Genomic DNA, 26,584 nt, shown 5'->3' with positions numbered 1-26,584 from the left:
AGCGCGGCTGGATTGGCCGGGGAGGAATCAGGTGATGGGGCGAAACGCAGAAACGGCAAGAGCCGCCCCGGGTACGAGGCGGCTCTTGCGCATTGAGCCAGCGGGAGGCACTTACAGCGCGGTCAGTCCCTGCTCCAGGGCCGTGATTTTGGCTTCGGCATCGGCCAGCTTCTGCCGCTCGCGCTCCAGCACGTCGGGCTTGGCGTTGGCCACAAACTTCTCGTTCGAAAGCTTTTTCAGCACCGAGTCGCGGAAGCCGCGGGCGTAGTCGATTTCCTTTTCCAGGCGCTCCTTTTCGGCGCCGAGGTCAATCTGGCCTTCCAGCGGCACGAAGAACTCCACGCCGCCCGAGACGAAGCCCACGGAAGCGGCCGGGGCCGCGTCGACCACGCTGATTTCGGTGAGGGCCGCCAGCTTGCGGATAACGGCGTCGTAATCGGTCAGCAGGCTGGCGTCGTCGGTTTTGGCAGCCAGGGTCAGCGGCTTGTTGGGGCCCAGACCCTTCTGGTTGCGGATGACGCGCACGCCGGCCACGATGTCGAGGGCCTTGCTCATGCGGGCAACCAGGTCGGCGGCGCCGGCGGCGGGCTTGGCTTTGGGCCAGGCGGCCACGCACACGTACTCCTTGGGGCCCCGCTCGGCCAGCTCGTGCCAGATTTCCTCCGTGATGAAGGGCATGAACGGGTGCAGCAGCTTGAGCAGGGTTTCGAGGAAGCCGGTGGTGTGCCGGAGCGTCTCGGCATCGATGGGCGCCAGATAGGCGGGCTTCACCATTTCGAGGTAGAACGAGCAGAAGTCGTCCCACACCAGCTTATACACGGTCATCAGGGCATCCGAAATGCGGAACTTCTCGAAGTGCTCGTCCAGCTCTGTAATGGTAGCCTGCAGGCGGGCCGAGAACCACTCCACGGCCTTTTCATTCACGAAGGACAATGAGGCGTCCACTTCCCAGCCCTGGGTGAGGCGGAAGGCGTTCCAGAGCTTGTTGGAGAAGTTGCGGCCCTGCTCCACCAGCTTCTCGTCGTAGAGCAGGTCGTTGCCGGCCGGAGCCGAGAACAGCATCCCGGTCCGCACCCCATCGGCGCCAAACTGCTTGATCAAATCGAGCGGGTCGGGCGAGTTACCCAGCTGCTTGCTCATCTTGCGGCCCTGGGCGTCGCGCACGATGCCGGTCAGGTACACGTTGCGGAACGGCACTTCCTTGCGGTATTCCAGCCCGGCCATAATCATGCGGGCCACCCAGAAAAACAGGATATCGGGCCCCGTCACCAGGTCGTTGGTGGGGTAGAAATAGTTGATGTCGGCGTTGTCGGGGTCCTTGAAGCCGTCGAACACCGAAATCGGCCACAGCCACGACGAGAACCAGGTGTCGAGCACATCCTCATCCTGGCGCAGGTCGGTGAGCTGCAGCCCGGCGTTGCCGCTCTGCTCCCGGGCCAGCTCCAGCGCCTCTTCAGCGCTCAGGGCCACCACGTAGGTGCCGTCGGGCAGGTAGAAAGCCGGAATCTGCTGACCCCACCACAGCTGCCGCGAGATGCACCAGTCGCGCACGTTCTCCATCCACACCCGGTAGGTGTTCTTGAACTTGGCCGGGTGCAGCTTTATGGTGTCGTTTTCCACCACTTCCAGCGCCGGCTTGGCCATGTGCTCCATTTTCAGGAACCACTGCATGCTCAGGCGCGGCTCAATCACGGCCTTGGTGCGCTCCGAGGTCTGCACGATGCTGGCGTATTCCTCCACCTTCACCAGGTGGCCGGCTTCCTCCAAATCCTTCACGATGCTGCGGCGGGCCGCAAACCGCTCCTGGCCCACGTAGAGCACGGCCTTGTCGTTGAGCGTGCCGTCGTTGTTGAGAATGTCGATAACGGGCAGGTTGTGCTTCACGCCCAGCTCGTAGTCGTTCAGGTCGTGGGCCGGGGTCACCTTCAGCGCGCCCGTGCCGAAGTCGATGCTCACGTACTCGTCCAGAATCACCGGGATTTCGCGGCCCAGCAGCGGAATGCGGACCGTGGCCCCGTGCAGGTGGGTGTAGCGCGCATCGTTGGGGTTCACCGCCACGGCCACGTCGGCCATGATGGTTTCGGGCCGGGAAGTGGCTACAGTGAGCCACAAGCTGTCAGCTGCAAGCTCCAAGCTTTCGTTCTGGCTTGCAGCTTGCGGCCTGAGGCTTGAGGCTACCACTGCGTAGCGCAGGTAGTACATCTTGGCCATCACGTCCTTGGGAATTACTTCCTCATCAGACAGCGCGGTTTGGCCCAGCGGGTCCCAGTTCACCATGCGGACGCCGCGGTAAATCAGGCCCTTCTGGTGCAGATCAACGAATACGCGCAGTACTGCCTGGGTCAGCTCGGGCTCCATGGTGAAGCGCGTCCGGTCCCAGTCGCAGCTGGCGCCGAGCTGCTTGAGCTGCTCGAGGATGATGCCGCCGTACTTTTCCTTCCAGGCGAAGGCGTGCTCCAGAAACTGCTCCCGGGTCAGATCCTTCTTCTCGATGCCCTGCTCCTTGAGCAGGGCCACCACCTTGGCTTCGGTGGCAATGGAGGCGTGGTCGGTGCCGGGCACCCAGCAGGCTTCCTTGCCCTGCATGCGGGCCCGGCGCACCAGCACGTCCTGAATCGTATTGTTGAGCATGTGGCCCATGTGCAGCACGCCCGTCACGTTGGGCGGCGGAATCACGACCGAGTAGGGCTGCTTGCGGGGGTTGGCTTTGGCTTTAAAAAAGCCCTGCTCCTGCCAGCGCTGGTACCATTTGGCTTCAACGTCGGCGGGCGTATAGGTTTTGGCGATGGACATCGTCAAGGGAAAAAGCAGTTGGGAATAGCGGCAAAAGTAGGCATTTCACGCCGGGTGAGAAACCCAGCCCCCTTAAGCCCGTCGGCTCCAGGTATTAATATGGTTTTAATGTACATGTAAAAGGAAAGGAGGTAAATTTGATGCGACAAGAAAAACCGGCGAAGGTTTAAGCAGATTTGGATAACTTCTGATTATTTCCCCTTCGCACTCTTTTGCTCTATGGCTTCGCTTTTCTCTTTTCTGAAAACCAGGAAACCAGATCCTACCCCTGCTCCTACCACAACAGCTTCTTTCTCATCCAGTACCATTCGGATTGGCATGGGGCAGCTGCTGGTGGAGGGTGGGGAGCCGGAACGGAACCTGGAGCGGGCCGCCCGCATGATCAGCGACGCTGCCCGGCAAAGCTGCGACCTGGTGCTGCTGCCCGAAACGCTCGATTTTGCCTGGACCCATCCCAGCGCCCTCACCGAAGCCCAGCCGATTCCGGGCCTGTTCAGCGACCGGCTCTGCCAGGAAGCGCTGCGCCACAACATTTACGTGTGCGCCGGCCTGACCGAGTCCCTGAACGGCCGCAACTACAACACGGCCATCCTGATCAATCCGCAGGGCGAAATCATCATCAAGTACCACAAAATCAACCTTCTCACGGTCGAGCAGCCGTTTTATGCCGTGGGCCACACGCTGAACGTGGTCGACACGCCGCTGGGCAAAATCGGCGTGAACGTGTGCGCCGACAACTACCTCGAAGGCCTGTCTATCGGGCACGTACTGGCCCGCATGGGCGCGGAGGTTATTCTGGCGCCGGCCTCCTGGACGGTCGACTACTCCATCACGGAAGAGTCGGACCCCTACCAGGAAAAATGGGTGAAGCCTTTTTCTATTCTGGCCAGCCTCTACAACCTGACCGTGGTCAGCACCACATCCGTGGGCTACGTGGTGGGCGGCCCGTACGAGGGCAAAAAAAGCGTGGGCTGCTCCCTGGCCGTGGATGCGTCCGGCGTCCGGGCCCAGGGCACGTTCAACGAATTCGCCGGCGAGCTGATTGTCGCCGACCTGCCGCGGGCCGTGCGCCCAGAGCAGGGCACGGCCATCGGCGACATGCTGCGCCGCAAGGGCTACCGCTTCGACGAGCTCCCCAAACCCTGATTTCGCTTACCTCTCCCCACAATTTCCCTTCGCTTCCCTTCTTCTCTATTGCCTATGCCGCACAGCTACCACTGTTGCACGCGCTGTATCATGGACACTACCGTCCCCGGCATTCAGTTTGATGCCCGCGGAGAGTGCAACTTTTGTGCTCTTCATGACAAGCTTGATCATACCTTTCCGCTCGGTGAAGCAGGCAAGCACAAAGTGCAGGAACTCGCCGCCGACATCAAACGCCTGGGTAAAGGGCACAAATACGACTGCATTCTGGGCGTCAGCGGCGGGCGCGACAGCACCTATACCATCTGGTACTGCGTCACGCAGCTGGGTCTGCGTCCGCTGGCGGTTCATTTCAACGACGGCTTCGGCAACCCCGTAGCCGGCGAGAACATGGTGAACACCTGCCGCAAGCTGGGCGTGGAGCTACGCACCATTACCTCCGACTGGCGGGAATCCAAGGACCTGAAACTTGCCTTTCTCAAAGCCTCCACCCCCGACATGGAGCAAGGCACCGACCTGGGCATTGCCACGGCCCTGTACGGCGTAGCGGCCAAAGAGGGCGTGCAACGCATCATTATCGGGCAGTCGTTCCGCACCGAAGGCATTGCCCCGCTTTCCTGGAATTTCCTCGACGGCAAGTACCTCAAGGCCGTGCACAAGCAGTTTGGCACCGTACCCCTGCGGCCCTGGACGCCCAACGACCCGGGCTTCAATCTGGACCTGAAGGAAATGTTCTACTACACCTTCCTGCGGCGCATCAAAACCGTCACCCTGCTTTACCACATCGACTACGTGCGCACGGACGTGGATGTGCTGCTGGAGCGGGAGCTGGGCTGGCAGAACCCCGGCGCCCACTACTTCGACGACCTCTACCAGAGCGTCATCTACTACCTCAACCGCATCAAGTTCAACATCGACCGGCGCCTGTTCAACTATTCGGCCCTGGTCCGCTCCGGGCAGATGAGCCGGGCCGTGGCCCTGGACAAAGTCAGCCGCATCAACACCATCGAGGATGAGCGGGTCATCGACCTGTGCATCAAGCGCCTGGGCTTGACCCGGGCCGAGTTCGACGTCATCGTGGATACGCCACCCCGCACCTTCCGCGACTACCCCAACAACTACCGCATCATCCGCCGCCTGCGCTGGCCCATCAAAGTCCTCAGCCGCCTGAACATGCTGCCCGAATCAGCCTACGACAAGTATTTCAACTGCGGCACCTAAAGCGGCCCAGGCGCACGGCCTGTTCAACCAAAAGCCCCAACGTGTGCTACGTTGGGGCTTTTTGATCTGACATTGGTTGCCTAAGCCGGAGTACCTGGCCCTGGGCAACGACGGCGCAGGGTCAGGCCTCGGCGTGCAGCCACTGCTTTTTGGTGAGCAGCTTCTCCTGGCTTTCCCGGTAGTCGGGGTCATCCACGCAGCAGTCGACGGGGCACACGGCGGCGCACTGGGGCTCCTCGTGGAAGCCCACGCACTCGGTGCACTTGTCCGACACGATGTAGTAGTACTCGTCCGAAATCGGGGTTTGCGGGGTTGTACCGGCCACGGTGGCGCCACCGTCAACCTGTACTTCCTTCAGCGCCGTGCCGTCGGCCCAGCGCCACTGCGCCCCGCCCTCGTAAATGGCATTGTTGGGGCATTCTGGTTCGCAGGCACCACAGTTGATGCACTCGTCGGTTATCATGATGGCCATTGCCGCTGTCCTCTTTTTTTGGTGATACTATTTGCTTACGTCATTCCCTACGAAAAAACCGGCCGCCGGGAACCGCTACAGCCCGGCAAAAGTAGAAACTAACGACTACTCTTCCGAGTTTTTTAGCGCCGGCTGCTCTTTCCCGGTTTCCTGCCACTTTTGCAGCGCCGCTTCCGTGGCGGCCCCAGCCCTTCCCCTAGCTTTTCTCCCATGAATCAATCTGACCGTCTTGCGGCCTTTGTGGCCCTGGGCCACCGCATCCACCAGCTTACCGCCGACGAAATCACCGACCTGGCCGCCCGGGCCCGCAACCAGAACAACTGGTTTGACGAGCCCAACGTGCGGGCGGCGCTGCTGGGCGTGGCTCAGCTGCTCGACGAGCCGACCCTGCGCCAGTGGGCCGGCCGCTACCCGGCCGAGCCGACCACCAGCCGCCGCGTGGGCGTGGTCATGGCCGGCAATATCCCGCTGGTCGGCTTCCACGATTTGCTGTGCGTGCTCCTCAGCGGGCACCAGCTGCTGGCCAAGCCCAGCTCGGAAGACAAGCTGCTGATGCGCTGGGCGGCCGACGAGCTGATCCGGCTGGAGCCGCGCTTTGCCGACCGCGTGGCCTTTGTGGAGCGCCTCAACGAGGCCGATGCCTTCATTGCCACCGGCTCCAACAATACGGCCCGCTACTTCGAGTACTATTTCAGCAAGAAGCCCCACCTGATCCGCCGCAACCGCACCAGCCTGGCGATTCTCAACGGACGGGAGCCGGCGACGGCGCTGGCGGCGCTGGGGCGCGACCTGTTTCAGTACTACGGCCTGGGCTGCCGCAACGTGAGCAAGCTCTACGTGCCCGAGGGCTACAGCTTCACCCCGCTGCTGGACGCGCTGGAGCCCTGGCACACGGTTTTGCACCACAACCGCTACCAGAACAACTACGACTACAACAAGAGCATTCTGCTCGTGAATGCCGTGCCCCACTTCGACAACGGCTTTCTGCTGCTCACGGCGGGCACGGCGCTGGTGTCCCCCATTTCGGTGCTCCACTACGGCACCTACACCAGCGAAGTGGACCTGGCCGACCAGCTCACCGACGCGGCCGAGCAGATTCAGTGCATCGTGTCGGATGGCCACCAGTACCCGGGCAGCTTTGCCTTCGGCCAGGCCCAGAGCCCGACCGTACTGGACTACGCCGATGGCATTGACACCATGGCCTTTCTGGCAGAATTAGTGTAATTTCCGACTTCAATACCATCCACTCCTACGGCTCTGCCGTAAGTTTCCTTCCTCAGCGCCAGGATGTAATCTGCTCGGATTCCTGGTTTCCACCCCGCCCCTTACAACCGCCTATTGCCCCATGTCCTCTGACCTGCAGCTTGTTGAAACCGTTGAAAAAGAAGTTCTCTCCACCCTCCACTACCCCGCCACCGACGTTCTGACCAACCCCGTTACCCGCCAGCAGCGCCACCACGACGCAGCGCGGGCCGCCCTCCTCGGCAACAGCTACCACGGCAAGGTTGACATCTACTTCCGGACGGCCGACGGCGCCACCAAACGCGTGTACACCACCGTGTGGGCCGCCGATGAAGAGTACCTGGCCCTGAAGGCCGGGGGCGCCCTGCCCGTACGGGCCGTGCTACGGTTCGAATTCTACTAAGCTGGCTGTTTTTTACTTATTGCCAGGACGAAGCAAGCCGTCCCGCACAACAACCAGCAGCGCTCCAAACCTAAAAAGCCCCAACGTTAGCGTACGTTGGGGCTTTTTTCAGTTTGGCGCACTGCGCATCTCGGCAGCAGAGTGCTTTGTGTTATACCTCGTCCCGACCAGTGCCGGCACGCCAAGCGGCCGGATAGCTTAAATGCGGTCCAGGGTTTTGGCAATCAAATCGTTGACGGTGGCCTCGGCGTTGGTGGCGAATTCGCCGGTGGCGCGGTTGGCCACAATGGCGTTCAGCGACACGATTTCGTGGCCCAGCATCCGGCCCAGGCCGTAGTAGCCGGCGGTTTCCATCTCGAAGTTGGTAAGGCGGAACTCGCCTTCGGCGCTCTGGTGGCGGAAATTCTGGAACCGGCTGATCAGGTCGGGCTGGCGCAGGTCGAGGCGCAGCACCCGGCCCTGGGGGCCGTAGAAGCCGGGGCAGGTAAGCGTGTTGCCCACGATCATGCCCGCCCCGAGCTGCTCGCGGATCAGGTCGGCGCCGCGCACGCAGTAAGGGCGGTAAGGCAAATCGAGGGTTTGCTGAATGCCGGTGGCCACTTCCACTTCCAGCCCGGTTTCGACCAGCGGATAGAACTGCATCAGCGAGTCGAGGCCCACGGCATGCTCCGTGACCAGGTGGGAGCCCACGGGAATATCAGCCTGCAGGGCGCCGCTGGTGCCCACGCGCACGATGCGCAGCTGGATGCGCTCCTCCTGTGGCCGCGGCTCCCGGCTCACGAAGTCGATGTTGACCAGCGCATCGAGCTCATTGAGCAGAATGTCGATGTTGTCGGTACCCATGCCGGTGGAAATTACCGTCAGGCGCTTGCCTTTGTAGTAGCCCACGTGGGTGACGAATTCGCGCTTGCTGATCATGGTTTCGATGGAATCGAAGTGCTGGCTGATCAGCGGCACCCGCTCCGGGTCGCCGACGGTGATGATGGTATCGGAAAGGTGGTCGGGCAGCAGGTTGAGGTGGTAGATGCTGCCGTCTTTGTTGAGAATCAGCTCGGACTCGGGAATGGGCATGGGAATTCAGTTTTTGGTGGGTGGTTTTTGGTTTTTGGCTGTTCGTTGTTGCTTGGTTTGGTCGGACCAAAAACCGAAAACCAACAACTAAAAATCATTGAAAATCAGCGGGCCGGGGCGCGGTACGAAAGCAGGCCCTGCTCGGGATTGTAGTTGTTGCTGAGCTTGGGGTAGGTGCCCGTACCGTCGTAGGGGCGCTTGTCGGGGTGCTGCTGACACTCGGCCGAGCAGGCGCCGGCCAGCTGCTGGCTGCAGGCTTCGCACAGCGGAATATGGGCGTTGCAGTGCGGGTTGGCGCAGTTCACCATCCGGTCGGAGGGCGTGGCGCAGTGCTGGCACTGGGAAATGATGGTCGGGTTGACGCGGTTCACGTCCACGGTCACCCGGTTGTCGAACACGTAGCACTTGCCCTCAAAGTCCTCGCCGCCGGTTTCGATGCCGTACTTAATGATACCGCCGTGGAGCTGGTACACGTTTTCGAATCCCTGCTCGAGCAAATAGGCGCTGGCCTTCTCGCACTTCACGCCACCGGTGCAGTAGGTCAGGATTTTCTTGTCCTTGAACGCGCGCAGCTTCTCGATCCGCTCGGGAAAGTCGCGGAAGTTTTCCATGTCCAGGGTCACGGCGTTCCTGAAGCGGCCCACGTTGTACTCGTAGTCGGAGCGCACGTCCACAATCACCACGTCGTCGCAGTCCTTGAGAGCCTTGAACTCCTGGGGCGAGAGGTGCTGGCCGGTCTTCTCGTGGGGCCGGGTGTGGTGCAGGCTGCTGTGCACGATTTCGGGCTTCACGCGCACGTGCAGCTTCTGAAACGTGTGGGCCGGCACGGCATCCACCTTAAATTCCAGGGCCGCGAAGCGCGGGTCGGCCTTGACAAGGCGCATGTACTCTTCACAGTCGGCCGTCAGCCCCGAAACCGTCCCGTTCAGCCCCTCGTGGGCCACGATGACACGGCCTAGCAGGCGCAGGCGCAGGCACAGCCGGTGGTGCTCGTCCCGAAAATCTTCCGGGTCGGCAATGGGCGAGTAGCAGTAGTAAAGCAGAACGCGGTAGTCCATTGTGAATTAAATCTTAGCGGCCGGGTTGCCGAACACGGTCTGGTTGGCGGGTACGTCGGCTACCACGACCGAGCCGGCGCCCACCCGGGCCTTGGCGCCGATTTTGACGCCGGCCACGATAATGGCCCCGGGTCCGATGAAAGCCTGCTCGGCCACGACGGCCCCGGCGTTGACGATGGCGCCCGCCCCCACCTGCACGTAGTCGGCCAGCTCGGCTTTCACGTCAATAACGGCGTTGGGACCCACGAGGCAGCCGTTGCCCAGCTTGCTGTTGCTGGCTACCACGGCCCCGGCGCTGATCAGGTTGCCGTGGCCCAGCCAGGCGTGCGCCGACACGCTGGCCCGGGCATGAATGGCATTCACGGGCACGGCCTGGTACTCGTCGTGGAGCATGCTGGTGAGGCTGCGGCGGCTGGCCGTATCCTCGGTGGCCACGAAGACCTCGCACTTCTTGCCCAGCAGCTGCAGCAGCTGCTTGTCTTCGGTGTTGCCCATCACGGGCACGTCGTTCAGCTCGGTGTTCTGGAGCTTGGCGTCGTCGTCGAGCAGGCAGTATACCACCACGTCGTTGCTGGTGAAGGCGTCGAGGGCGTTGATACCCAGGCTTTGAGCGCCCAGAATGATAACCGGATTTTCCATAGGGACAGCAGAGCGCCGGCGGGCGGCGGTTTTGGCGAAACCACAAAGGTACGACCCTCAGCGCGCGGCAGCAAGCGCCGCGCCCGGCTCCCTACAACCCCACCCGCCGCAGCAGCCGGGCCGCGTAGTCGTTTTGCAGGGCCAGCAGCAGCAGCACGGGCAGCAGCGACGAGCGGTAGCGGTTGAGCGTCCCCAGGTTGGGCGTGCTCAGGCCCATGAGTGCCGCCAGGCTCAGGCAGTACACCAGCAGGGCCAGCACCAGCGCAAACGGCAGCCGGCCGCCCCGCCCCTGCGCCTGCGCCACCACCGCCACCGCCATAATGAGCAGCAGCAGCGCGTTTTCGAGGCCGGCCACCACGTACAGCGGACGCGCACTTTCCCCGAGCCAGGGCCGCGCCAGCGCGCTGCCAATAGCCTTGGGCGTGTTGCGGGCAATGCTTTCCGGGGTGGGCGCCAGATGCGCGTACTCGATGCGGGGCCGGTTGCCGGTGCTGGCCTGGATGTCGTAGTAGATCTGGATCAGCTGGCTGCTGAACTTGTTGAAGCGGAACACCGGGCTGATTTCACTGGCCAGCCAGATGCCGCCGCCCAGTACGCCGGCAAACACCAGGGTCTGCATGATGCGGCTGCGGGCGCCGCCCAGGTGCTGCGCCAGCCGGATAGCCGCCAGGCCGGTGAGGACGGCGAACAGCGGCAGGGCGAAGAAAAAGCGAATCTTGAAGTGCAGCACAGCCAGCAGCACGGCCCCGATGACAGAGGCCGGGCGCGGCTTTTCGCCGCCGTACAGCCAGGGCAGCACCAGCGCCAGCAGCCACGCGCCGCTGCCCACCAGCAGGCTTTCCTTGGTCAGGCCCGCCGTCCAGTACACCACCGTGGGCCATAGCAGCCAGCCCATCAGCGGGGCCCCGCGGGGCGCAGTCGGGAATACCCGGCTCAGGCTGCGCACCAGCTGCCAGCAGCCCACAAAATTGAACAGCGACAGGTACAGCCCTTCCAGAAACAGGCTGCCATTCGAAGCCAGCCGCAGTACCGACATCAGCTTGATGACGAAAAAAGCGTTGGAAAAGCCGTGGAACACCAGAGTGCCCCGCTTGTAGTGGTACGCGTCGGTGGGTAGCATACGCAGCCAGTCGAGCGGTTTTTCCCAGTACTGGTAGGATAAAGCGTGGGCCCAGTAGTGCACGTAGGCGGCATCGGCAGTCACCAGGCGGTAGGCGGCGGCGGCGGCCAGCACCTTCAGGGCCAGCAGCGGCAGCAGCCACTGGCGCAGGGGCGAGGTCTGCCGCTGCTGCTGCAGCCATCTGGCCAGCAGCAGCAGCAGGCCGATATTGAGCCACAGGGCCAGGGATACTCTCATCTAACAACGCTATTTGGCTGCAAAATACGGCTTCCCACCGCACAATGCAGACAACGCCGCGGCTGGCAGTATAAATGGCTCAGCGCCAGCAGCCCCTGCGAGTCGGCGGCGGTGCGGTGGCAAAAGCCCAGCGCCTCATAGGGTGCGGTGAGGTGGTTGTGCTCGGCCGGCACCTGCTCCAGCAGCCCCACCGCCGCCTCCACCAGGTCGGGCTGCCCCACGTGGCGGGCGTAGGCCACGCGCAGGGGCACCACCACGTTGATTAGCAGCAGCTGCACGCTGCTGCGGCCCAGCGCGGGCACTTTACCGGGCTTGCCGGGGCGGTAGTGCTGCCGCCAGTAGTCGGACACGGGAGCCTGGAAAAACTGTTCCAGGGCGGCCACGCTCTGCGCGCTCAGTAGCGCCGCAAACAGCGTCGGCCGCGCGTGGAGCAGGGCGGCCAGCTGCGCCAGGCGCACCGGCGGAAAGTTGGCCGGCCGCAGCCGCAGAAAATTCCACTCGTGTTCGGCCAGCCCGGCCGGCAGGCCGTATTTGTGCCGCAGAAACGCGTACTCTTCCCGCAGGCGGAGCAGGTATTCGTCGGCGGCGTCCTGTTCGGCCAGGAAGCCGGCCTGCCCAAACAGCAGGGCTTCGGTCTGGCACAGGTCGTGGCGGTGGCGGCGCAGCACGGCCAGCGGCAGAACTTTGGCCAGGCGGGCCAGGGGCTCACTGTTTTTGCGGAAGCCGAAGCCCGCCGCCAGCGCGTGGTAGGCGGTAGCTTCCCAGTCGTGGCCCAGGGCTTCGTGCAGCGCGGCCACCACCCCGGCTTTCTGCTCCACCCGCTCCAGCAGGGCCCGCTCCATCATCATGGTGCGGGTAATATCGGGCACCACGGGCAGCAGCGGCGCGCAGGGCAAAGCCACCGGCGCGGGCGGCCCCATCAGCCGCTGGTAGGTGAGCAGCATGCCGGGCGAGATGCGCGCCGCCAGCGCCAGCGCCGGGATGACGGAGCCGTTGGTGCGCCGCACGTCCTGATCGGCGGTGTACACGACGTGCAGCACCACCTGGTCGTACTTGGCGTCGGTCTGGTGCTGGTGGCGGTGCCAGTCGGAAGCCCGCAGGTGAATCTCAACGGCCCCGTTCCACTCCACCTCCCCCAGCTGCAGCCGGGCATTGAGGAAGTCGGGGCCGGCATCGGCATTGCGGTAGCCGGGGCGCAGCACGGTGATCAGCTCCCCGGTTTCGGTTTGCAGGCTGGTCTTGTCGAAATACTGGTGCTGCCAGACGTAATGGAGGAAATCTTCTTTCATAACGAATAGGATAGTGGTAACAGGAAGGCAGGCAGGTAAGATAAGAAATCTATTCAGCCCCAGAAACAAAACCGGCCCGCCCCCGCACGAAGCGGAAGCGGGCCGGTCAAAACGGCGGGGGCCGTCTTGAGGACTAGCGCAGGTCGATAACTTTCACGCCTTTGTACTTCGTCTTGTCGAAGTTGAAGGTGGTGGCGTCAATCGGCGGGTTGGGCTGGAACTTGCGGATGGTGTAGGTGTAGCGGTTGCCGTTCTTCTTGAACATCTTCCAGCTTTTCACCGACTTATCCACCTTGCTGACCGTCACGCGCACCTTGAACACGGGGTTGTCCTTGTTCTCGGGCGAAAGCTCAATAACGTCGCAGGCCTCGCCGGCTTCCTTGGTTTCCTGGATGTAGGCGTACTTGTAGCCCTTTTTGTAGAGCGTGAAGATCTGCGTGGGCGACACGTCCTGGTCTTCCGGATCGTAGTCGGAAATATTCACCTCGTTCTCGGCCTTCATGTAGGTCCACATGGTCTGGCCGTTGTTGATGATTTCCTGGCCGTTGAGCTTCACCCGGAATTTCTGCCCGCTCACGGTGATGTCGCCGGTGATATTCTCCTTCAGCTTGGCCGCATCATTCTCCAGGGTCTGGGTGAAGTTGGCCTTAAAAGCCTTCAGCGCCTGGTACTTGGCGCTCATCTGGTCGAGAATCTTGCCCGCTTTGGGGTCCTGCTGCGCCGAGGCAGTCGAGATGAGCGACACGGAAAGGGCCAGCAGGGAGAGGATTTTTTTCATTGCAATCAAAGGTGATACGGGAGTTAGTAAAGAGACGTACGAATCGGCGGTTTGTTTAGTCGGCAACTCTGAAACAGGTAAAAAAGTCGCTTTTCACGGTTTTATTCCGCGTTGTCCCCGCTATTTGGGCAGGGTATTCAACAACTGTTCCAAACTGTACTCATCCGGAATTAACACCTCCCGGGCCTTGCTGCCCTCAAACGGCCCCACGATGCCGAAATGCTCGAGCTGATCGATCAGGCGGCCGGCGCGGTTGTAGCCCAGCTTCAGCCGGCGCTGCAGCAGCGAGGTGCTGCCCTGCTGGTGGGTGACGATAACGCGGGCGGCTTCCTCAAACATGGCGTCGCGCGAGGACGGGTCGAAGTCTTCGGCGTCGCCGCTGCCCCCGCCGCTCTCCCCCACCACTTCGGGCAGCAGGTAGGCGTCGGGGTAGCCCTGCTGCTCGCCGATGTAGTCGCAGAGGCGGTCTACCTCGGGCGTGTCGATAAAGGCGCACTGCACCCGGATAATGTCGGAGCCCTGCGAAATCAGCATGTCGCCCTGGCCCACGAGCTGGTCGGCGCCGCCGGCGTCGAGGATGGTGCGGGAGTCGATTTTGGAGGTCACCTTGAAGGAAATCCGGCAGGGGAAGTTAGCCTTGATGATACCCGTAATCACGTTCACCGACGGCCGCTGGGTGGCCACGATGAGGTGAATACCGATGGCGCGGGCCAGCTGGGCGAGGCGGGCAATGGGCGTCTCGACCTCCTTGCCGGCCGTCATCATCAGGTCGGCCAGCTCGTCAATCACCAGCACGATGAAGGGCATGAAGCGGTGGCCCTTCTTGGGGTTGAGCCGCCGCTCGATGAACTTGCGGTTGTACTCCTTCAGGTTGCGGCAGCCGGCGTCCTTGAGCAGGTCGTAGCGCTTGTCCATCTCCATGCACAGCGAGTTGAGCGTGTTCACCACCTTCTTGGTGTCGGTGATGATGGCCTCCTCGGTGTCGGGCAGCTTGGCCAGGAAGTGGCGCTCAATCTTGTTGAAGATGCTCAGCTCCACCTTTTTGGGGTCGACGAGCACAAACTTGAGCGTGGCCGGGTGGCGCTTGTAGAGCAGCGAGGCCAGAATCACGTTCAGACCCACCGACTTGCCCTGGCCCGTGGCCCCGGCCATCAGCAGGTGGGGCATCTTGGCCAGGTCGACGACGAACACCTCGTTGGTGATGGTGCGGCCGAAGGCGATGGGCAAATCCATTTCGGTGTTGGCAAACTTCTCGGTGGCGAAAACCGAGCGGATGCTCACCATTTCCTTCTTGGTGTTGGGCACTTCGATGCCGATGGTGCCCTTGCCCGGAATGGGGGCAATGATGCGGATGCCCAGGGCAGCCAGGCTCAGGGCAATGTCGTCTTCCAGGCTCTTGATCTTGGAGATGCGCACCCCGGCGTCGGGCACGATTTCATAGAGCGTGACCGTGGGCCCGATGGTGGCCTTGATGCTGGCGATGTTGATGCCGTAGTGGCCCAGCGTCTCCACGATGCGGTCCTTGTTGGCTTCCAGCTCCTCCTTGCTCACCTGGGCCTTGGCCACGCCGTAGTCGTTGAGCAGCTCCAGCGTGGGGTACTGGTAGCGCGAGAGGTCCAGCGTGGGGTCGTAGTTGACGGCGGGCATGGTTTCCATGTCCTCGTCGTCGTCGGCAATGCGGGCCATGTCGGCGCCGGCGGCGGGGTCCAGCTCGCCGGGCTTGCTTTCAATCTGCAGGGCCGGGGTGTGACTTGCCGCGGCCGGCTCCCGGGGCGTGGGGGCGGGCAGCGGGGCGTCGTCGTCGGCCAGGTCGGCCATCGACAGCGGTGTGGGCACCCGGGACGGCGGGGCAGCTACCGGCTCGGGGTCGGCGGCCGTCTCGAAGGAAAAGCTCGGGCCGCTGGCGGCAGCCGTGGCCACGGCCGCACCGGCGGCCGCCAGGGTGGCGGAGGCGCTGGCCAGGGAAGTACCCGCCACCGAGGCTACGGAAAGCGGCACGGCCGCGGCCAACCCGAAGGCCGGCGCGGGCGAGTTGATGGGCCCGGACGCCAGGGTGGGCCGCTCTTCCTCCTCTTCCTGCTCGTCGTCCGGCTCCGGCTCCGGCTCCGGGGCAATAGCTGCGGGCTGGGGGGAAGCAGCAGTGGCCGGCGTGGCGACGGGACCCACGCGGCGCAGGGTCATTTCCGGGGCCGCGGCGGCCTCTTCCTCCTCGTCGTCCGAAACGACCGAGTTGAAGTTGTGAATGGCGGTGGCCGCGTTGTGGGCCTGCTCTTCCGAGCCAAATACGGACTCTTCCTCGTCGTCCCGGCTGCGCATCAGGTTCAGGCTGGTAACGTTGAAGAAGTACACCACGAAGGAAATCAGCAGGAAAGCCAGCAGCAGCACCGTGCCCCAGCCGATGAGGCTGTCGAGCCAGAGGGCCGCTTCGTAGCCGATGCCGCCGCTCAGAAAGTCGAGGCTGTGGGCCATGGTGGGGTCGGCGTCGGGGGCTTCCAGGGTCAGCACCACGTAGCCCAGCAGCAGACTCAGCCAGCCCATGGTAAACAGGCACAGCGCCAGCACGTAGCTCAGGGACAGCTCCGCCCGGCGGAACACGATTTTGTAGCCCAGGAAGAACACAATGGGAATGACGGCAAACGCGGCGACGCCGAAGCCCTTGTGAATCAGCAGCTGGGCCAGCATGGCGCCCAGCAGCCCCAGCCAGTTGCCGGATTCCTGGCCCGCCTCCTTCACCGGCGTGTTGCCCAGGCTTTCTACCACGCTCTGGTCGGCGTGCCCCGTAAACAGGAACGAGACGAAGGCAATGGTGAGGTAGATGGAAGTCAGCAGAAAGAAGAAGCCCAGAAACAGCTGAAAGCGCCGGTCGCGCAGAAAGCCGAACATGCCGCCCAGCGAAACTGAGGGCAGCTTCAGGGGCTGACGCGGCGCTTTCGGGGCCGCCTTCGGGGCCGCCTTGGCATCGTTGCGGCGCGGTTCGCGCGCGGGCTCCGCGTTTTGCCGGGGCTGGTTGCGAACCGGCCGTGGCTCATTGGCCCGGGCCGGCTCCGGAGAGGAAGGTTGTCTGTAGGTATTCTTTGCCATTATCCCGCACTAAAAGGCCAAATCTAGGGATTTTCAGCGGTTTTTTTGGCCTCGCCCCGGCCGGAATGCCGCCCTAGGATTTGGGCGGCGCTTCGTAAAGATACAGGTGCCAGTACGCCGTCCTAGCCCCGAACTCGCCGCGCGGCACCAGCCCGCTCCGGGCCGGCGTGGCCAGCCGGGCTGCCGACACCACGTAACGCCCACCCAGGCGCCGGAACGCCGCGGCGTCGAAGGCAAAATCCTGCACCACCCGGGGGGGCCGCGCACCCACCCGAAAATTCTTGCCCAGCTCAGCCGAAAACAGGTAGCAGCGGTTGCCCCAGGCATCGAAGTAAGTGCGCAGGGCCGCGCTTTTGGCCAGCTCCCCGGCAATAAGGGGCCGGAACCGGTGCTTGTACTCGATGGGGTAGTTGTTCTGGTAGCTGTCGAGGGTGTAGAAGCCGTTGAGCTGGGCCACGGCGGGCGGCAGGCCCAGGCAGGCCACGCGGTAGGCGGCGGGCGGCAGGCCGGTTTGCTGCCGGATGCGCTGCTGCACCTGTGCAAACAGCGCCGGGGCCACGTAGGCGGCGTAGTTTGGGTCCGTGGGCCGGGGCCGGCCGGCCAGCTCGCGCAGGTTATTGGTCCACTCCGTATTCATGCCCAGCCCGATGAGCAGCTGCAGGGCCACCAGCCCGGCACGCAGCCGGCCGGCCGGCACCACGCGCAGACTCAGGGCCAGCACCACAAACCAGAGCAGCGGGGTAAGAAAGTGAAAGCGGCTCAGGTTGAAGGCCCGCAGCAGCGGCAGCCGGTCCTGCACCAGCTCCACAAACTGCGGGTAGAAGCCGCAGAACAGCGCCAGCCCGGCCAGCCCGGTCAGCAGCTCCAGCAGGGGTCCGCGCTCCGCCCGGCGGTTCCATAGCGCCCAACCGGCTACGGCCAGCGCCAGCAGCCCCGCCCCGCGAAAAAACTGGCTGGCGTGGTACTGGCCCATAAAAAAGTAGCGGCCCGCGCTGAGCAGCCCCGCCCGCAGGCCGGGCGCACCGAGCCGGCTCAGGTCAAACTCCAGGCGGTGGGGCGTAAACTGCTTGGCCACTAGCAGGGAGTAGAACATCGGGTACTCGACCACCAGGTATGACGTGGTGAGCAGCGCCAGACCGGCCGCCGCCCGCCAGGCCACTCCCCGCCCCCGCGCCCAGTCCAGCAGCAGCAGGGCCGCGCCGGCCGCCAGCGCAAACGGCCCCACGAACACGAACATCGACCACAGCGGAAAAGCGGCCAGGATGGCCCAGTCGGTCCAGCGGGCGGGGCCCCGGCGCAGGTTCAGGAAGGCCAGCAGCAGCCAGGGCTGCCCCAGCACGGTGAGGCCGTACATGGTGTAGGCGGGCAGCACGGCCCAGCCCAGGGCCAGCCCCGCCACCAGCCGGCGCTGGGCGGGGGCGGGCAGAAAATGGCGGCGCAGCAGCGCGTACAGGCCCAGCAGCCCCAGCAGCCGCACCAGCAGCTGCTGCACCCAGTAGGCCGGCAGCGGCTCCAACAGCCCAAACAGCAGCACCGTGGCGCTCAGGCCCGGGCGCAGGGCATTGCGCGGCAGCCCGTTCATAATGGGGGCCAGCACCGTGGATGCCCGGTAGTCGAGCGCGACGTGGTGGCGGGTGAGCAGGTAGGGAATCGTCAGCTCCACGTCCAGATTGTCGTCAATCAGCACGTAGCTGCGCTCCTGCAGCAGCAGCACCGGGAGTAGAAACAGGAGTAACCCCAGCAGCGCCCCGGCCAGGGGCGTGCGCAAACGGGAAGCAGCGGGCATGGGCAGACAGAAGCGGGAGCCGGCAAAAGTACGGTTTCCGGCCCGGGCCTACCTTGCCCCGTCCCCAAAAGGCCCGCCGGGAGCCGCCCCCGTTTCCAGCCCGGGAGTAAAAACTTCCTTTGAGGCCCTAAAAAGTGGGTCGGACCCAGTAAAAGGTCCTGCGGAGGGAGTAAAAAGCAGGGCAGACCGACTAAAAGGTCGTGCGGAGGCGGCAAAAAGTCCTGGCGAGCTGGTAGAAAGAGCTGCGCAGGAAGCAAAAGATCCTGCGGAAGCTCTAAAAGCTGCTTCCCTCCTGCTAAAAGGCCGGGCTGTCCCACTAAGCGCCTATCCGAACAGGAAAAAGAACGTCATGCTCCATCTGGCGCCGCGCTGAATGTCGAGGTGGCAGCGCACCCCGCTGCTATAAAAACCAATGTGCTTGAGCGCGTCGCGGCCGATGGGCGCCAGCCGCTCCTTGTTGCCCTTGCCCGTCACGCGCACGAAGCCCTGGTCGGCGTACAGGTTCGACAGCTTCAGCGTAATGAGCTCCGACACCCGCAGCCCGCAGGAGTACTCCTGCCAGTAGAGCGCAGCCAGCGGCCGGCTACACGTCGCGGGCGGTTATTCTATCGTTGTTTCGGAGGCCACGCTGCCCTGCAGCTCGTAGCCGGCAGCAATAGTAGCGTCTTTCCCTTTTTTTAGCAGAAAGAGCGGGCTCACTACCACGGCCAGGCCAATAGCGGCCCCTTTGGTATCGGTACCGGCGCTACTGGTACCGCTGCCCGTGAGCGGAATCATCTGGCCATCCACGGCCTGCACCACGCTGGGCCGGATGGCCAGGCTGCCTTCCTTGCCCATGCCTTTGCGTTGCTCAGCATTAATGACCTGGGCGCTGCCCGGCGCCCCGGCCTTTATAACGGCGCGGCCACTCACCATGACATCATACTTCACCCGCAACGACACATTCTGGCCCATTTGGGCATCCCGGGAAGAAAGCGGATTAGTGGTTTCGAGCACTATCAGCGTGCCAGCGCGCAGCAACGTGCCTTTGGGGGCCTGGGCCTTGATGGCGGAGCCCAATACCAGCAGCAAAGAGAAAAGACAGAGGACAAGGACGCTTTTCATAGCCAGGAGGGGGTTGAGTAAAAAAATATCAGCACATTTCTGGTATTAACTTGCACTAAAATACGTTTTATTTCCTGATTCCGGTCCTACTCTCTCCTGCCTTTCCGATGTTTGACTTATTTGCTGCCTGCTGTTGCGCCCCGACTTAGCCAGGTGCCTGGAAGCAGTATTTTCTGCTGCAGCAAAAGCTTTTTCCAGCATCATATGCTACTGGCTGCGTGACCTCAGCTTACTGAACAGGCCGTTTAAGTTGGCGACTACAGCTCGATTCCACTGTTTCTGGCGGTGGCGGCTGACTGCCTCAGCTGCGGGGATGAAACTCGGTGATGACCTGCTTGAGGTAGTCCCGGTCGAGGTGGGTGTAGATTTCGGTGGTCGTGATGCTTTCGTGGCCCAGCATCTCCTGCACGGCCCGCAGGTCGGCCCCGCCCTCGATGAGGTGGGTGGCAAAGCTGTGGCGGAACGTGTGCGGGCTGATGGTTTTGCGGATGCCGGCCAGCGCGGCCAGCGTTTTGATGATGGTAAAAATCATGACCCGCGACAGGCCGGTGCCGCGGCGGTTCAGAAAGACCACGTCCTCGGCGCCGCGCTGGATGTCGAGGTGGCAGCGCACCCCGCTGATATAAAAGCCAATGTGCTTGAGCGCGTCGCGGCCGATGGGCACCAGCCGCTCCTTGTTGCCCTTGCCCGTCACGCGCACGAAGCCCTGGTCGGCGTACAGGTTCGACAGCTTCAGCGTAATCAATTCGCTCACCCGCAGGCCCGAGGAGTACAGCGTTTCGAGCATGGCCCGGTTGCGGGTGCCCTCGTTGGTGCTCAGGTCGATGGCCTCCAGCAGCTGGGTGATTTCGTCGTAGCTGAGCGTGTCGGGCAGCTTGCGGCCGGTTTTGGGGGCTTCCAGCGTGTCGGTGGGGTCCAGCGTGAGCAAGTCCTCCATGATCATGAAGCTGTAGAAGGCCTTGATGCCCGACAGCGTACGGGCCTGGGAGGTGGCGCTCAGGCCCAACTCGCCCAGCCAGCCCAGAAAGTCGCGCAGGATGCGCGTGGTCACCTGGGCCGGACTGGCGGGCAGCTTCGAGATGTCCAGGTACTGACGCAGCTTGGACACGTCGCGCGAGTAGGCCTCCACCGAGTTGGCCGACAAAGACTTTTCGAGCTGGAGGTAGCCCTCAAACTGCTTGATGCTGGTGTTCCAGATGGCGGACATGGGGCGAAGATACGGCGAAGCTTACTGCCCGTTGCGCAAATCGAACCGCCCCTTGGTAATGTTTACTTCCTCGCCGGAGCCAGGCTCAAAGGCCTTGAACTCAAACGTGCCGCTGATAATATCATTCTGCCGGTTGCCTGCCTTGGTAATCTCCACCCAGCCCATCGGTCCCCGGTTGGTATGGTACTCCTTGCTCGGGTTGCGGAACTCGTACATGCCGTAGTTCTCGCCATTCTGGTAGTAGGGAGGCACCGCAGTGGTGCTGGCCAGCGGGTAGCGGCCCGGACCGAGCAGCTTGCTTACGTACAGATGCACGAAGCTCACGTCGTTGCTGGAATGGTTGCCCTCTTCCGTCATCCGGCACACCCGCACCTTCATCAGAAACAGATTGTCGCCCCAGTACCAGATACTGACCGGGCGGCTGGAGAATATTCCCCCTGGACTCGGGATGAAGGGCCGATTGTTTATCAGACAGCCGAAGGTGCCTTTGCCTTCCTGCGTAGCCTTGGGCAGCCCGGAGGCCGCGTCCTTTTTGCAGGCGGTTAGTCCACCAAGCAAAACCAGTAGACAGAAGATACTTTTCATCGGGCACAGCTGCTTACTCCTGACTTACTACCGCAATCAGTCACTCCCTTCACCTCGAATCGTTCATCTTACACGATGACGATACAACCAGCTCCCGCAAGGGTACCCCCGGCTGAGCAGCCCGCAAACTGCCCGATGCGCATATTCCGGCCGGACAGGCTAGAGCGCGGACCCTAGAAGGCTTGTACGTCGAACCGGCCCTCGGTGAGCGTGGCTTTGTGCCCGCCGGCGTGGGTGGCTTCAAACGAAAACGTGCCCGACACGATGGTAGAGCGCGACTCCCCGCCCCCGGGCACCTTCACCGTGCGCGGCTCCACCTTGGTGATGGTCAGCGTGGCCGGCCCGGATGCCGTCGTCACGTACTCGTTGCCGGCTTGCAGGCGCCCCTCAAAGCCGGTGGCCGCGGTGTAGGTACCGGGCTTGAGCAGCACCCCCGGCTGGTTGAGCACGCTGAGGTGAATGTACTGGTAGGGCTTGCCTTCGGGCTCCTGCTCGGCGCGCAGGTGAAAAATACCGCCCCCGGTGGACGAATACTCGGCTTCCAGCTCGCTGTCGAGCGTGTGCTGCACGTAGGGCAGCCACAGCTTGCCATCGACCATGCAGCCGAAGGTGCCCTTGCCTTCCTGGGTGACCTCGGGCAGCTTGGGAGTGATGATATCTTCGACTTTTTTGCAGCCGCTGCCCGTCAGCAAGGCCAGGGCGAGAACAATAGAAGCCGGGCCGAAGCGGCGGCGGGTAGTGAATAGGGTTTTCATAGGCGGCAAGTTAGAAAATTTAAGGATTGGGCCGGGCCGCGCCCGTGTCCGACTTTCCTGCCATCTTCGCCCCATGCACATTCTGATTCTCAATGGCCCCAACCTCAACCTGCTCGGGCAGCGCGAGCCGGGCATCTACGGCCTCCGCTCCTTCGACGACTACCTGCCCGAGCTGCGCGCCGCCTTCCCCGACTTCACCCTCGACTACTTCCAGAGCAACCACGAAGGCCAGCTGATCGACAAGCTCCACGAGGTCGGCTTCAGCCACGCTGGCGTGGTGCTCAACGCCGGCGGCTACACCCACACCAGCGTGGCCCTGGCCGACGCGGTGGCCGCCATCAACACCCCGGTGGTGGAAGTGCACCTGAGCAACCTGCACGCCCGGGAGGAGTTCCGCCAAAAAAGCCTGCTCGGCAAAAACTGCGTGGGCAGCATCAGCGGCTTCAAGCTGGATAGCTACCGCCTGGCCCTGCACTACTTCGAAGGCCTGAAGCCCAAGCGCGTGGGGTTTAAGGTGTAGCAAGCGTCTGTCATTGCGAGGACAAAGGGCGAAGCAATCCGTCCTGAACAAGGAGCCAAGCTTGGTGAAGCTGCCACGCCCTGAGGTACGCTACCACCGGGGCTTGCGGCGAAAACGAAGCGGTTCGCAATGCACGGGACGGATTGCTTCGGCCTACGCCTCGCAATGACAGGCGGGGCCGTTACCTTTGCGCTTCCCCATCTGACTTTCCACACCTATGTATACGTTCAATCCCGGCCCTTCCGCGGTGTACCCCGCCGTGCGCGGCTACCTGCAGGATGCTTTCGACGAGGGCTGGCTGTCGGCCCCCCACCGCGGGGAGCGGTTTACGGGCCTGCTGCGCCAGACCGTGGCCGACATGAAAGCCAAGCTCAACATCCCCCAGGACTACACCATCTTCTTTCTGAGCTCGGCCACCGAGTGCTGGGAGGTGCTGGCCCAGAGCCTGACGCCCACCAAAAGCTTTCACCTCTACAGCGGGGCCTTCGGCGAGAAGTGGTTTGAGTACGCCAAAGCCCTGCGGCCCGCCTCCACCGGCCAGCTGTTCGGCCTCGACGAGCTGCCCGAAATCTACACCCTGCCCCTGCCCGACGAGTCGGGCGACACGGACCTGGTCTGCATCACCCAGAACGAAACCTCCAACGCCACTCAGCTGCGCGACGGCTTCATCCTGAACCTCTACAACCGCCTGGGCAACGCCCTGCTGGCCGTGGATGCCACCTCGTCGATGGCCGGCATCCAGCTCAAGTACATCAAGGCCGACATCTGGTTTGGCTCGGTGCAGAAGTGCTTCGGGCTGCCCGCCGGCCTGGGCATCATGGTGCTGTCGCCGCGGGCCCTGGCCCGGGCGCGCAGCATCAATGAGCGCGGCCACTACAACTCGCTCACGGCCCAGTACGAGAAGATGCTCAACTTCCAGACCACCCACACGCCCAACGTGCTCGGCCTCTACCTGCTGAGCCGGGTGCTGGCCGACCGGGAGCCCATCAAGGTGGTGCACCAGCACCTGCAGGACCGCGCGGCCAAGCTCTACGAGTATTTCGAGCAGGCCACCCAGCTCACCCCGCTGGTGACGAACCCCGAAACCCGCTCTACCACCGTGGTGGCCCTGCAGGGCGCCCCGGCCCTCATCGACGAGGTAAAGCGGCGCGCTCAGGCCCAGGGCCTGCAGCTGGGCAACGGCTACGGCACCTGGAAGGCCGGCAGCCTGCGCATCGCCAACTTCCCCGCCATCCCCGACGCGGCCTACGAGCAGCTGGTCCAGTTCTTCGCCCGCGAGTTTGCCTGAGGCATTCAGAAGTATGAATGCTGACTTATGAATTGATTTAGCCATGACGGCCGCTGCCCGGCCCCAATTCAGAATTCATACTTCAACATTCAGAATTATTCCGCCATGCTCAGTCTCAAGGAAATCTTCTCCGTCACGCTCACGCTGTTTGCCGTGATTGATATTCTGGGCTCCATCCCGATTATCATCCAGATCCGGCAGCGCGAGGGCAAAATCCACTCCGAGAAGGCCACGCTGGTGGCCGGGGTGCTGATGGTGGTGTTCCTGTTTCTGGGCCAGAGCATCCTGAGTCTGTTCGGCGTCGACTACCAGTCGTTTGCGCTGGCGGGAGCCGTTATCATCTTTCTTATCGGGATGGAAATGGTGCTGGGCGTGGAGCTCTTCAAGCACAACCCGGTGGCGGCCTCCGGCTCCATCGTGCCGCTGGCGTTTCCGCTCATCGTGGGGGCCGGCACCATGACTACGCTCCTTTCCTTGCGGGCGGCCTACTCGCTGCCCAACGTGCTGGTGGGCATCGGGCTGAACCTGGTGTTTGTGTTTATCGTGCTCAAAAGCTCGGCCTGGATTGAGCGCAAGCTGGGCAAAGCCGGCGAAGACATCCTGCGCCGCGTGTTCGGCGTGATTCTGCTGGCCATTGCCATCAAGCTGTTTAAAGCGAATTTTTGATTTCCAGGGTCTTGGGGACTTGGGGACTTAGGGTCTTGGTTTTTGTTCAACTGCCATCGGTGAACCGGAGCCTGCTAACCAAGTCCCCAAGACCCTAAGTCCCCAAGACCCCATAATGATCCATTTATACACCGACGGCTCCTCGCGCGGCAACCCCGGTCCGGGTGGCTACGGCACCATTCTGCGCTTTGGTCCCCACGAAAAGGAAATCACCCAGGGCTTCCGCCTCACCACCAACAACCGCATGGAGCTGCTGGCCATCATTGTGGGCCTGGAAGCCGTGACGCGCCCCGAAATCCCGATTACCGTGGTCACCGACTCGAAGTACGTGGTCGACTCGGTGGAGAAGAAGTGGGTGTTTGGCTGGGTAAAAAAGCCCGATTTCGGCAAGAAGGCCAACGAGGACCTGTGGCGGCGCTTTCTCAAGATCTACGCCCAGCGGCAGGTGCAATTCAAATGGGTGCGCGGCCACAACGGCCACCCCGAAAACGAGCGGTGCGACCAGCTGGCCGTGGGCAGTGCCCTGGGCAAGGGGCTGCTTATCGACGAAGGCTACGAGCTGCTGGAGGCCCGGCGCTCGGCCTAGCCCCGCAAGCAGCTGATGGCCAACTCCTACTTTCAGTTCAAGCACTTCCGCATCGAGCAGCAGGCCTGCGCCATGAAGGTGTGCACCGATGCCTGCGTGCTGGGCGCGGCCGCCGACCTCAGCGGCGCCGCCCGCATCCTGGATGTCGGTACCGGCACGGGCCTGCTGGCATTGATGGCGGCCCAGCGCAACCCCGCCGCGGTGGTCGAGGCCGTGGAGCTGGATGCGGCGGCCGCGGCCCAGGCGGCCGAAAATGCGGCCCGCAGCCCGTGGGCCAGCCGCCTGCGGGTGCACGCGCACAGCCTCTCCCACTACGCCGCTGCCGCCCCCGCCCCCTTCGACCACATCCTCTGCAACCCGCCCTTCTTCCGGGACTCCCTCCGCTCCCCGGATGCGGCCCGCACCACCGCCCGCCACACCGCGCCCGACACGCTGAGCTTTGCGGAGCTGGCCCAGTTTGCGGCCCGGTTTCTGACGCCCGCGGGCCGGCTGACCGTGCTGCTGCCGCCGCCCGAGATGCTGCACTTCGAGCGGGAAGCGGCCCGGGTGGGCCTGTTCGTCGCCGACCGGCTCCTGCTGCAGCACCGCCCGGGCAGCAAGGTGCTGCGCCACATCACCCGCTTTGGCCGCCAGCCCCAGCCCGCCACTACCCGGGAGCTGGCGATTCACGAAGCGGAAAGTGCCGCCTACTCAGCGGAGTTTCGGGCGCTGCTGGGGGAGTTTTATCTGGCTTTCTAGCCCGCCCGGGCATCCGGCCCCTTACAGCAGCTGCCGCAGCAGGGCCAGCTTCTGCTGGTAGTCCCCGCTCTGCAGATCCGCGGCCAGCTGGCCGAATTCGGCGGCGGCGTAGTGCCGCTGCACGGTGCCCGCGGCCAGCACGGTTACTTCGTCGCACACTTCCGTCAGGGCCCCCAGCAGGTGGGAGGTGAGCAGAATGCCCCGGCCCTGCCCCCGCAGGCCCAGCAGAATTTCGCGCAGCAGCAGGTTGGTTTCCAGGTCCAGCCCGTTGAAAGGCTCATCCAGAATGAGGTAGCGGAAATCCTGGATCAGCAGCCCGAGCAGGGCCAGCTTCTTTTTCATGCCGGCCGAATACTGCTCGGCGTACTGGTTCAGCGGCAGCTCAAACAGCTGGTTCCACCCGGTTACATCCACCATGGGCTGCCGCCGGGCCTGCCGGCAGAAGGTGAGATACTCCAGGCCCGTGAGGCGGGGATAAAAGTACGGCTCGTAGGGCAGCACGCCGGTCAGCTCCCGCACGCGCCGCCCGCTGGCTTCGCCGATGGTGCCCGCGTCGGGCGCGGTCAGGCCGTAGATGCAGTTGAGCAAGGTGGTCTTGCCCGCCCCGTTTACACCCACCAGGCCATGGATGGTAGCCGGCCGCAGCTGCAGGCTCACCTCGTGCAGCACGACCTTCGGCCCGAACGCTTTAGCTACTAGAGTTGTTCCCAAATAGCATTTTTGGGCATGCTAGATGTGAATACGATTACAGACGACCGCCAAATGCGGGCGTTGACGGGCTTGGATTTGGAAGCGTTTTGTG

The 26,584-nt window shown here is 63.2% G+C and carries 24 protein-coding genes and 1 pseudogene; 9 read left to right on the top strand and 16 right to left on the bottom strand.

Annotated elements, in window-relative coordinates:
* Positions 1–111: 111 nt before the first annotated feature.
* On the bottom strand, positions 112–2,793 hold the full coding sequence (locus ABD842_RS16340) for a valine--tRNA ligase (RefSeq protein WP_345116304.1): 2,682 nt from the start codon (positions 2,791–2,793) through the stop codon (positions 112–114).
* Positions 2,794–3,111: 318 nt separating this feature from the next.
* On the opposite strand from ABD842_RS16340, the gene ABD842_RS16335 reads away from it, so the two are divergent.
* Together ABD842_RS16335 and ABD842_RS16330 are read left to right on the top strand one after the other, a co-directional pair.
* Positions 3,112–3,939: a carbon-nitrogen hydrolase family protein gene (locus ABD842_RS16335; protein ID WP_345116302.1), complete on the top strand. Its 828-nt coding sequence runs from the start codon at positions 3,112–3,114 to the stop codon at positions 3,937–3,939.
* 54 nt (positions 3,940–3,993) lie between these two features.
* Complete coding sequence (locus ABD842_RS16330) at positions 3,994–5,157, top strand: N-acetyl sugar amidotransferase (protein ID WP_345116299.1); 1,164 nt, start codon at positions 3,994–3,996, stop codon at positions 5,155–5,157.
* Between the two features lie 121 nt (positions 5,158–5,278).
* On the opposite strand, the gene ABD842_RS16325 is transcribed toward ABD842_RS16330, so the two are convergent.
* Complete coding sequence (locus tag ABD842_RS16325; protein WP_345116296.1) at positions 5,279–5,629, bottom strand: 4Fe-4S dicluster domain-containing protein; 351 nt, start codon at positions 5,627–5,629, stop codon at positions 5,279–5,281.
* 210 nt (positions 5,630–5,839) lie between these two features.
* On the opposite strand from ABD842_RS16325, the gene ABD842_RS16320 reads away from it, so the two are divergent.
* The gene (locus ABD842_RS16320; RefSeq protein ID WP_345116293.1) at positions 5,840–6,853 is read left to right on the top strand and encodes an acyl-CoA reductase; all 1,014 of its coding nucleotides are present in this window, start codon (positions 5,840–5,842) and stop codon (positions 6,851–6,853) included.
* Positions 6,854–6,974: 121 nt separating this feature from the next.
* On the top strand, positions 6,975–7,274 hold the full coding sequence (locus tag ABD842_RS16315; RefSeq protein WP_345116290.1) for a hypothetical protein: 300 nt from the start codon (positions 6,975–6,977) through the stop codon (positions 7,272–7,274).
* Positions 7,275–7,472: 198 nt separating this feature from the next.
* Here the strand turns inward: ABD842_RS16315 and ABD842_RS16310 are convergent, their stop codons facing one another.
* The 13 genes and pseudogenes from ABD842_RS16310 to ABD842_RS16250 form a co-directional block, all read right to left on the bottom strand.
* Positions 7,473–8,345 carry a nucleoside phosphorylase gene (locus ABD842_RS16310; protein ID WP_345116287.1) on the bottom strand — a complete coding sequence of 291 codons (873 nt, stop codon included), beginning with the start codon at positions 8,343–8,345 and terminating at the stop codon, positions 7,473–7,475.
* Positions 8,346–8,449: 104 nt separating this feature from the next.
* The gene (gene trhO, locus ABD842_RS16305) at positions 8,450–9,403 is read right to left on the bottom strand and encodes an oxygen-dependent tRNA uridine(34) hydroxylase TrhO (RefSeq protein ID WP_345116284.1); all 954 of its coding nucleotides are present in this window, start codon (positions 9,401–9,403) and stop codon (positions 8,450–8,452) included.
* Between the two features lie 6 nt (positions 9,404–9,409).
* The gene (locus ABD842_RS16300; protein ID WP_345116282.1) at positions 9,410–10,042 is read right to left on the bottom strand and encodes an LbetaH domain-containing protein; all 633 of its coding nucleotides are present in this window, start codon (positions 10,040–10,042) and stop codon (positions 9,410–9,412) included.
* A gap of 91 nt (positions 10,043–10,133) precedes the next feature.
* A complete protein-coding gene (locus tag ABD842_RS16295) occupies positions 10,134–11,399 on the bottom strand; it encodes a hypothetical protein (protein ID WP_345116279.1) in 1,266 nt (421 codons plus the stop codon).
* Complete coding sequence (locus ABD842_RS16290) at positions 11,396–12,688, bottom strand: DUF2851 family protein (RefSeq protein ID WP_345116277.1); 1,293 nt, start codon at positions 12,686–12,688, stop codon at positions 11,396–11,398. Before ABD842_RS16290 ends, ABD842_RS16295 begins: the two co-directional genes overlap by 4 nt.
* A 133-nt stretch (positions 12,689–12,821) precedes the next feature.
* A complete protein-coding gene (gene lolA1 / locus ABD842_RS16285) occupies positions 12,822–13,466 on the bottom strand; it encodes an outer membrane lipoprotein periplasmic chaperone LolA1 (RefSeq protein WP_345116274.1) in 645 nt (214 codons plus the stop codon).
* 120 nt (positions 13,467–13,586) lie between these two features.
* Positions 13,587–16,547: an FtsK/SpoIIIE family DNA translocase gene (locus ABD842_RS16280; RefSeq protein ID WP_345116271.1), complete on the bottom strand. Its 2,961-nt coding sequence runs from the start codon at positions 16,545–16,547 to the stop codon at positions 13,587–13,589.
* 73 nt (positions 16,548–16,620) lie between these two features.
* A complete protein-coding gene (locus ABD842_RS16275) occupies positions 16,621–18,333 on the bottom strand; it encodes a DUF6044 family protein (RefSeq protein WP_345116269.1) in 1,713 nt (570 codons plus the stop codon).
* Positions 18,334–18,696: 363 nt separating this feature from the next.
* A pseudogene (locus ABD842_RS16270) lies at positions 18,697–18,885 on the bottom strand (tyrosine-type recombinase/integrase); the annotation flags it as partial.
* A 48-nt stretch (positions 18,886–18,933) separates the two neighbouring features.
* Entirely contained in the window at positions 18,934–19,437 is a 504-nt protein-coding gene (locus ABD842_RS16265; RefSeq protein ID WP_345116267.1) for a hypothetical protein, read from the bottom strand.
* 301 nt (positions 19,438–19,738) lie between these two features.
* Entirely contained in the window at positions 19,739–20,644 is a 906-nt protein-coding gene (gene xerD, locus ABD842_RS16260) for a site-specific tyrosine recombinase XerD (RefSeq protein WP_345116265.1), read from the bottom strand.
* 21 nt (positions 20,645–20,665) lie between these two features.
* Entirely contained in the window at positions 20,666–21,229 is a 564-nt protein-coding gene (locus ABD842_RS16255; RefSeq protein ID WP_345116263.1) for a Riean_0653 family protein, read from the bottom strand.
* Positions 21,230–21,402: 173 nt separating this feature from the next.
* Entirely contained in the window at positions 21,403–21,984 is a 582-nt protein-coding gene (locus tag ABD842_RS16250) for a Riean_0653 family protein (protein ID WP_345116261.1), read from the bottom strand.
* Between the two features lie 73 nt (positions 21,985–22,057).
* Here ABD842_RS16250 and ABD842_RS16245 point away from each other — a divergent pair, with 73 nt between their 5' ends.
* The 5 genes from ABD842_RS16245 (at position 22,058) to ABD842_RS16225 (ending at position 25,782) form a co-directional block, all read left to right on the top strand.
* Positions 22,058–22,504, top strand: coding sequence for a type II 3-dehydroquinate dehydratase (locus ABD842_RS16245; RefSeq protein ID WP_345116259.1), 447 nt, complete (start codon positions 22,058–22,060; stop codon positions 22,502–22,504).
* Between the two features lie 217 nt (positions 22,505–22,721).
* Positions 22,722–23,792 (top strand): aminotransferase class V-fold PLP-dependent enzyme, encoded by a 1,071-nt coding sequence (locus ABD842_RS16240; protein WP_345116256.1) that lies wholly within the window; start codon positions 22,722–22,724, stop codon positions 23,790–23,792.
* 105 nt (positions 23,793–23,897) lie between these two features.
* The gene (locus tag ABD842_RS16235) at positions 23,898–24,458 is read left to right on the top strand and encodes a MarC family protein (protein ID WP_345116253.1); all 561 of its coding nucleotides are present in this window, start codon (positions 23,898–23,900) and stop codon (positions 24,456–24,458) included.
* Positions 24,459–24,573: 115 nt separating this feature from the next.
* On the top strand, positions 24,574–25,044 hold the full coding sequence (gene rnhA, locus ABD842_RS16230) for a ribonuclease HI (RefSeq protein WP_345116250.1): 471 nt from the start codon (positions 24,574–24,576) through the stop codon (positions 25,042–25,044).
* 15 nt (positions 25,045–25,059) lie between these two features.
* Positions 25,060–25,782 (top strand): tRNA1(Val) (adenine(37)-N6)-methyltransferase, encoded by a 723-nt coding sequence (locus ABD842_RS16225; RefSeq protein ID WP_345116247.1) that lies wholly within the window; start codon positions 25,060–25,062, stop codon positions 25,780–25,782.
* A gap of 21 nt (positions 25,783–25,803) precedes the next feature.
* On the opposite strand, the gene ABD842_RS16220 is transcribed toward ABD842_RS16225, so the two are convergent.
* Positions 25,804–26,493 carry an ATP-binding cassette domain-containing protein gene (locus ABD842_RS16220; RefSeq protein ID WP_345116244.1) on the bottom strand — a complete coding sequence of 230 codons (690 nt, stop codon included), beginning with the start codon at positions 26,491–26,493 and terminating at the stop codon, positions 25,804–25,806.
* Positions 26,494–26,584 lie beyond the last annotated feature (91 nt).

It is taken from the genome of Hymenobacter algoricola (assembly GCF_039539525.1).
GTDB lineage: Bacteria > Bacteroidota > Bacteroidia > Cytophagales > Hymenobacteraceae > Hymenobacter > Hymenobacter algoricola.
The sequence above is the reverse complement of the archived record's forward strand: the minus strand, read 5'-3'. Positions and strand labels throughout refer to the sequence as shown.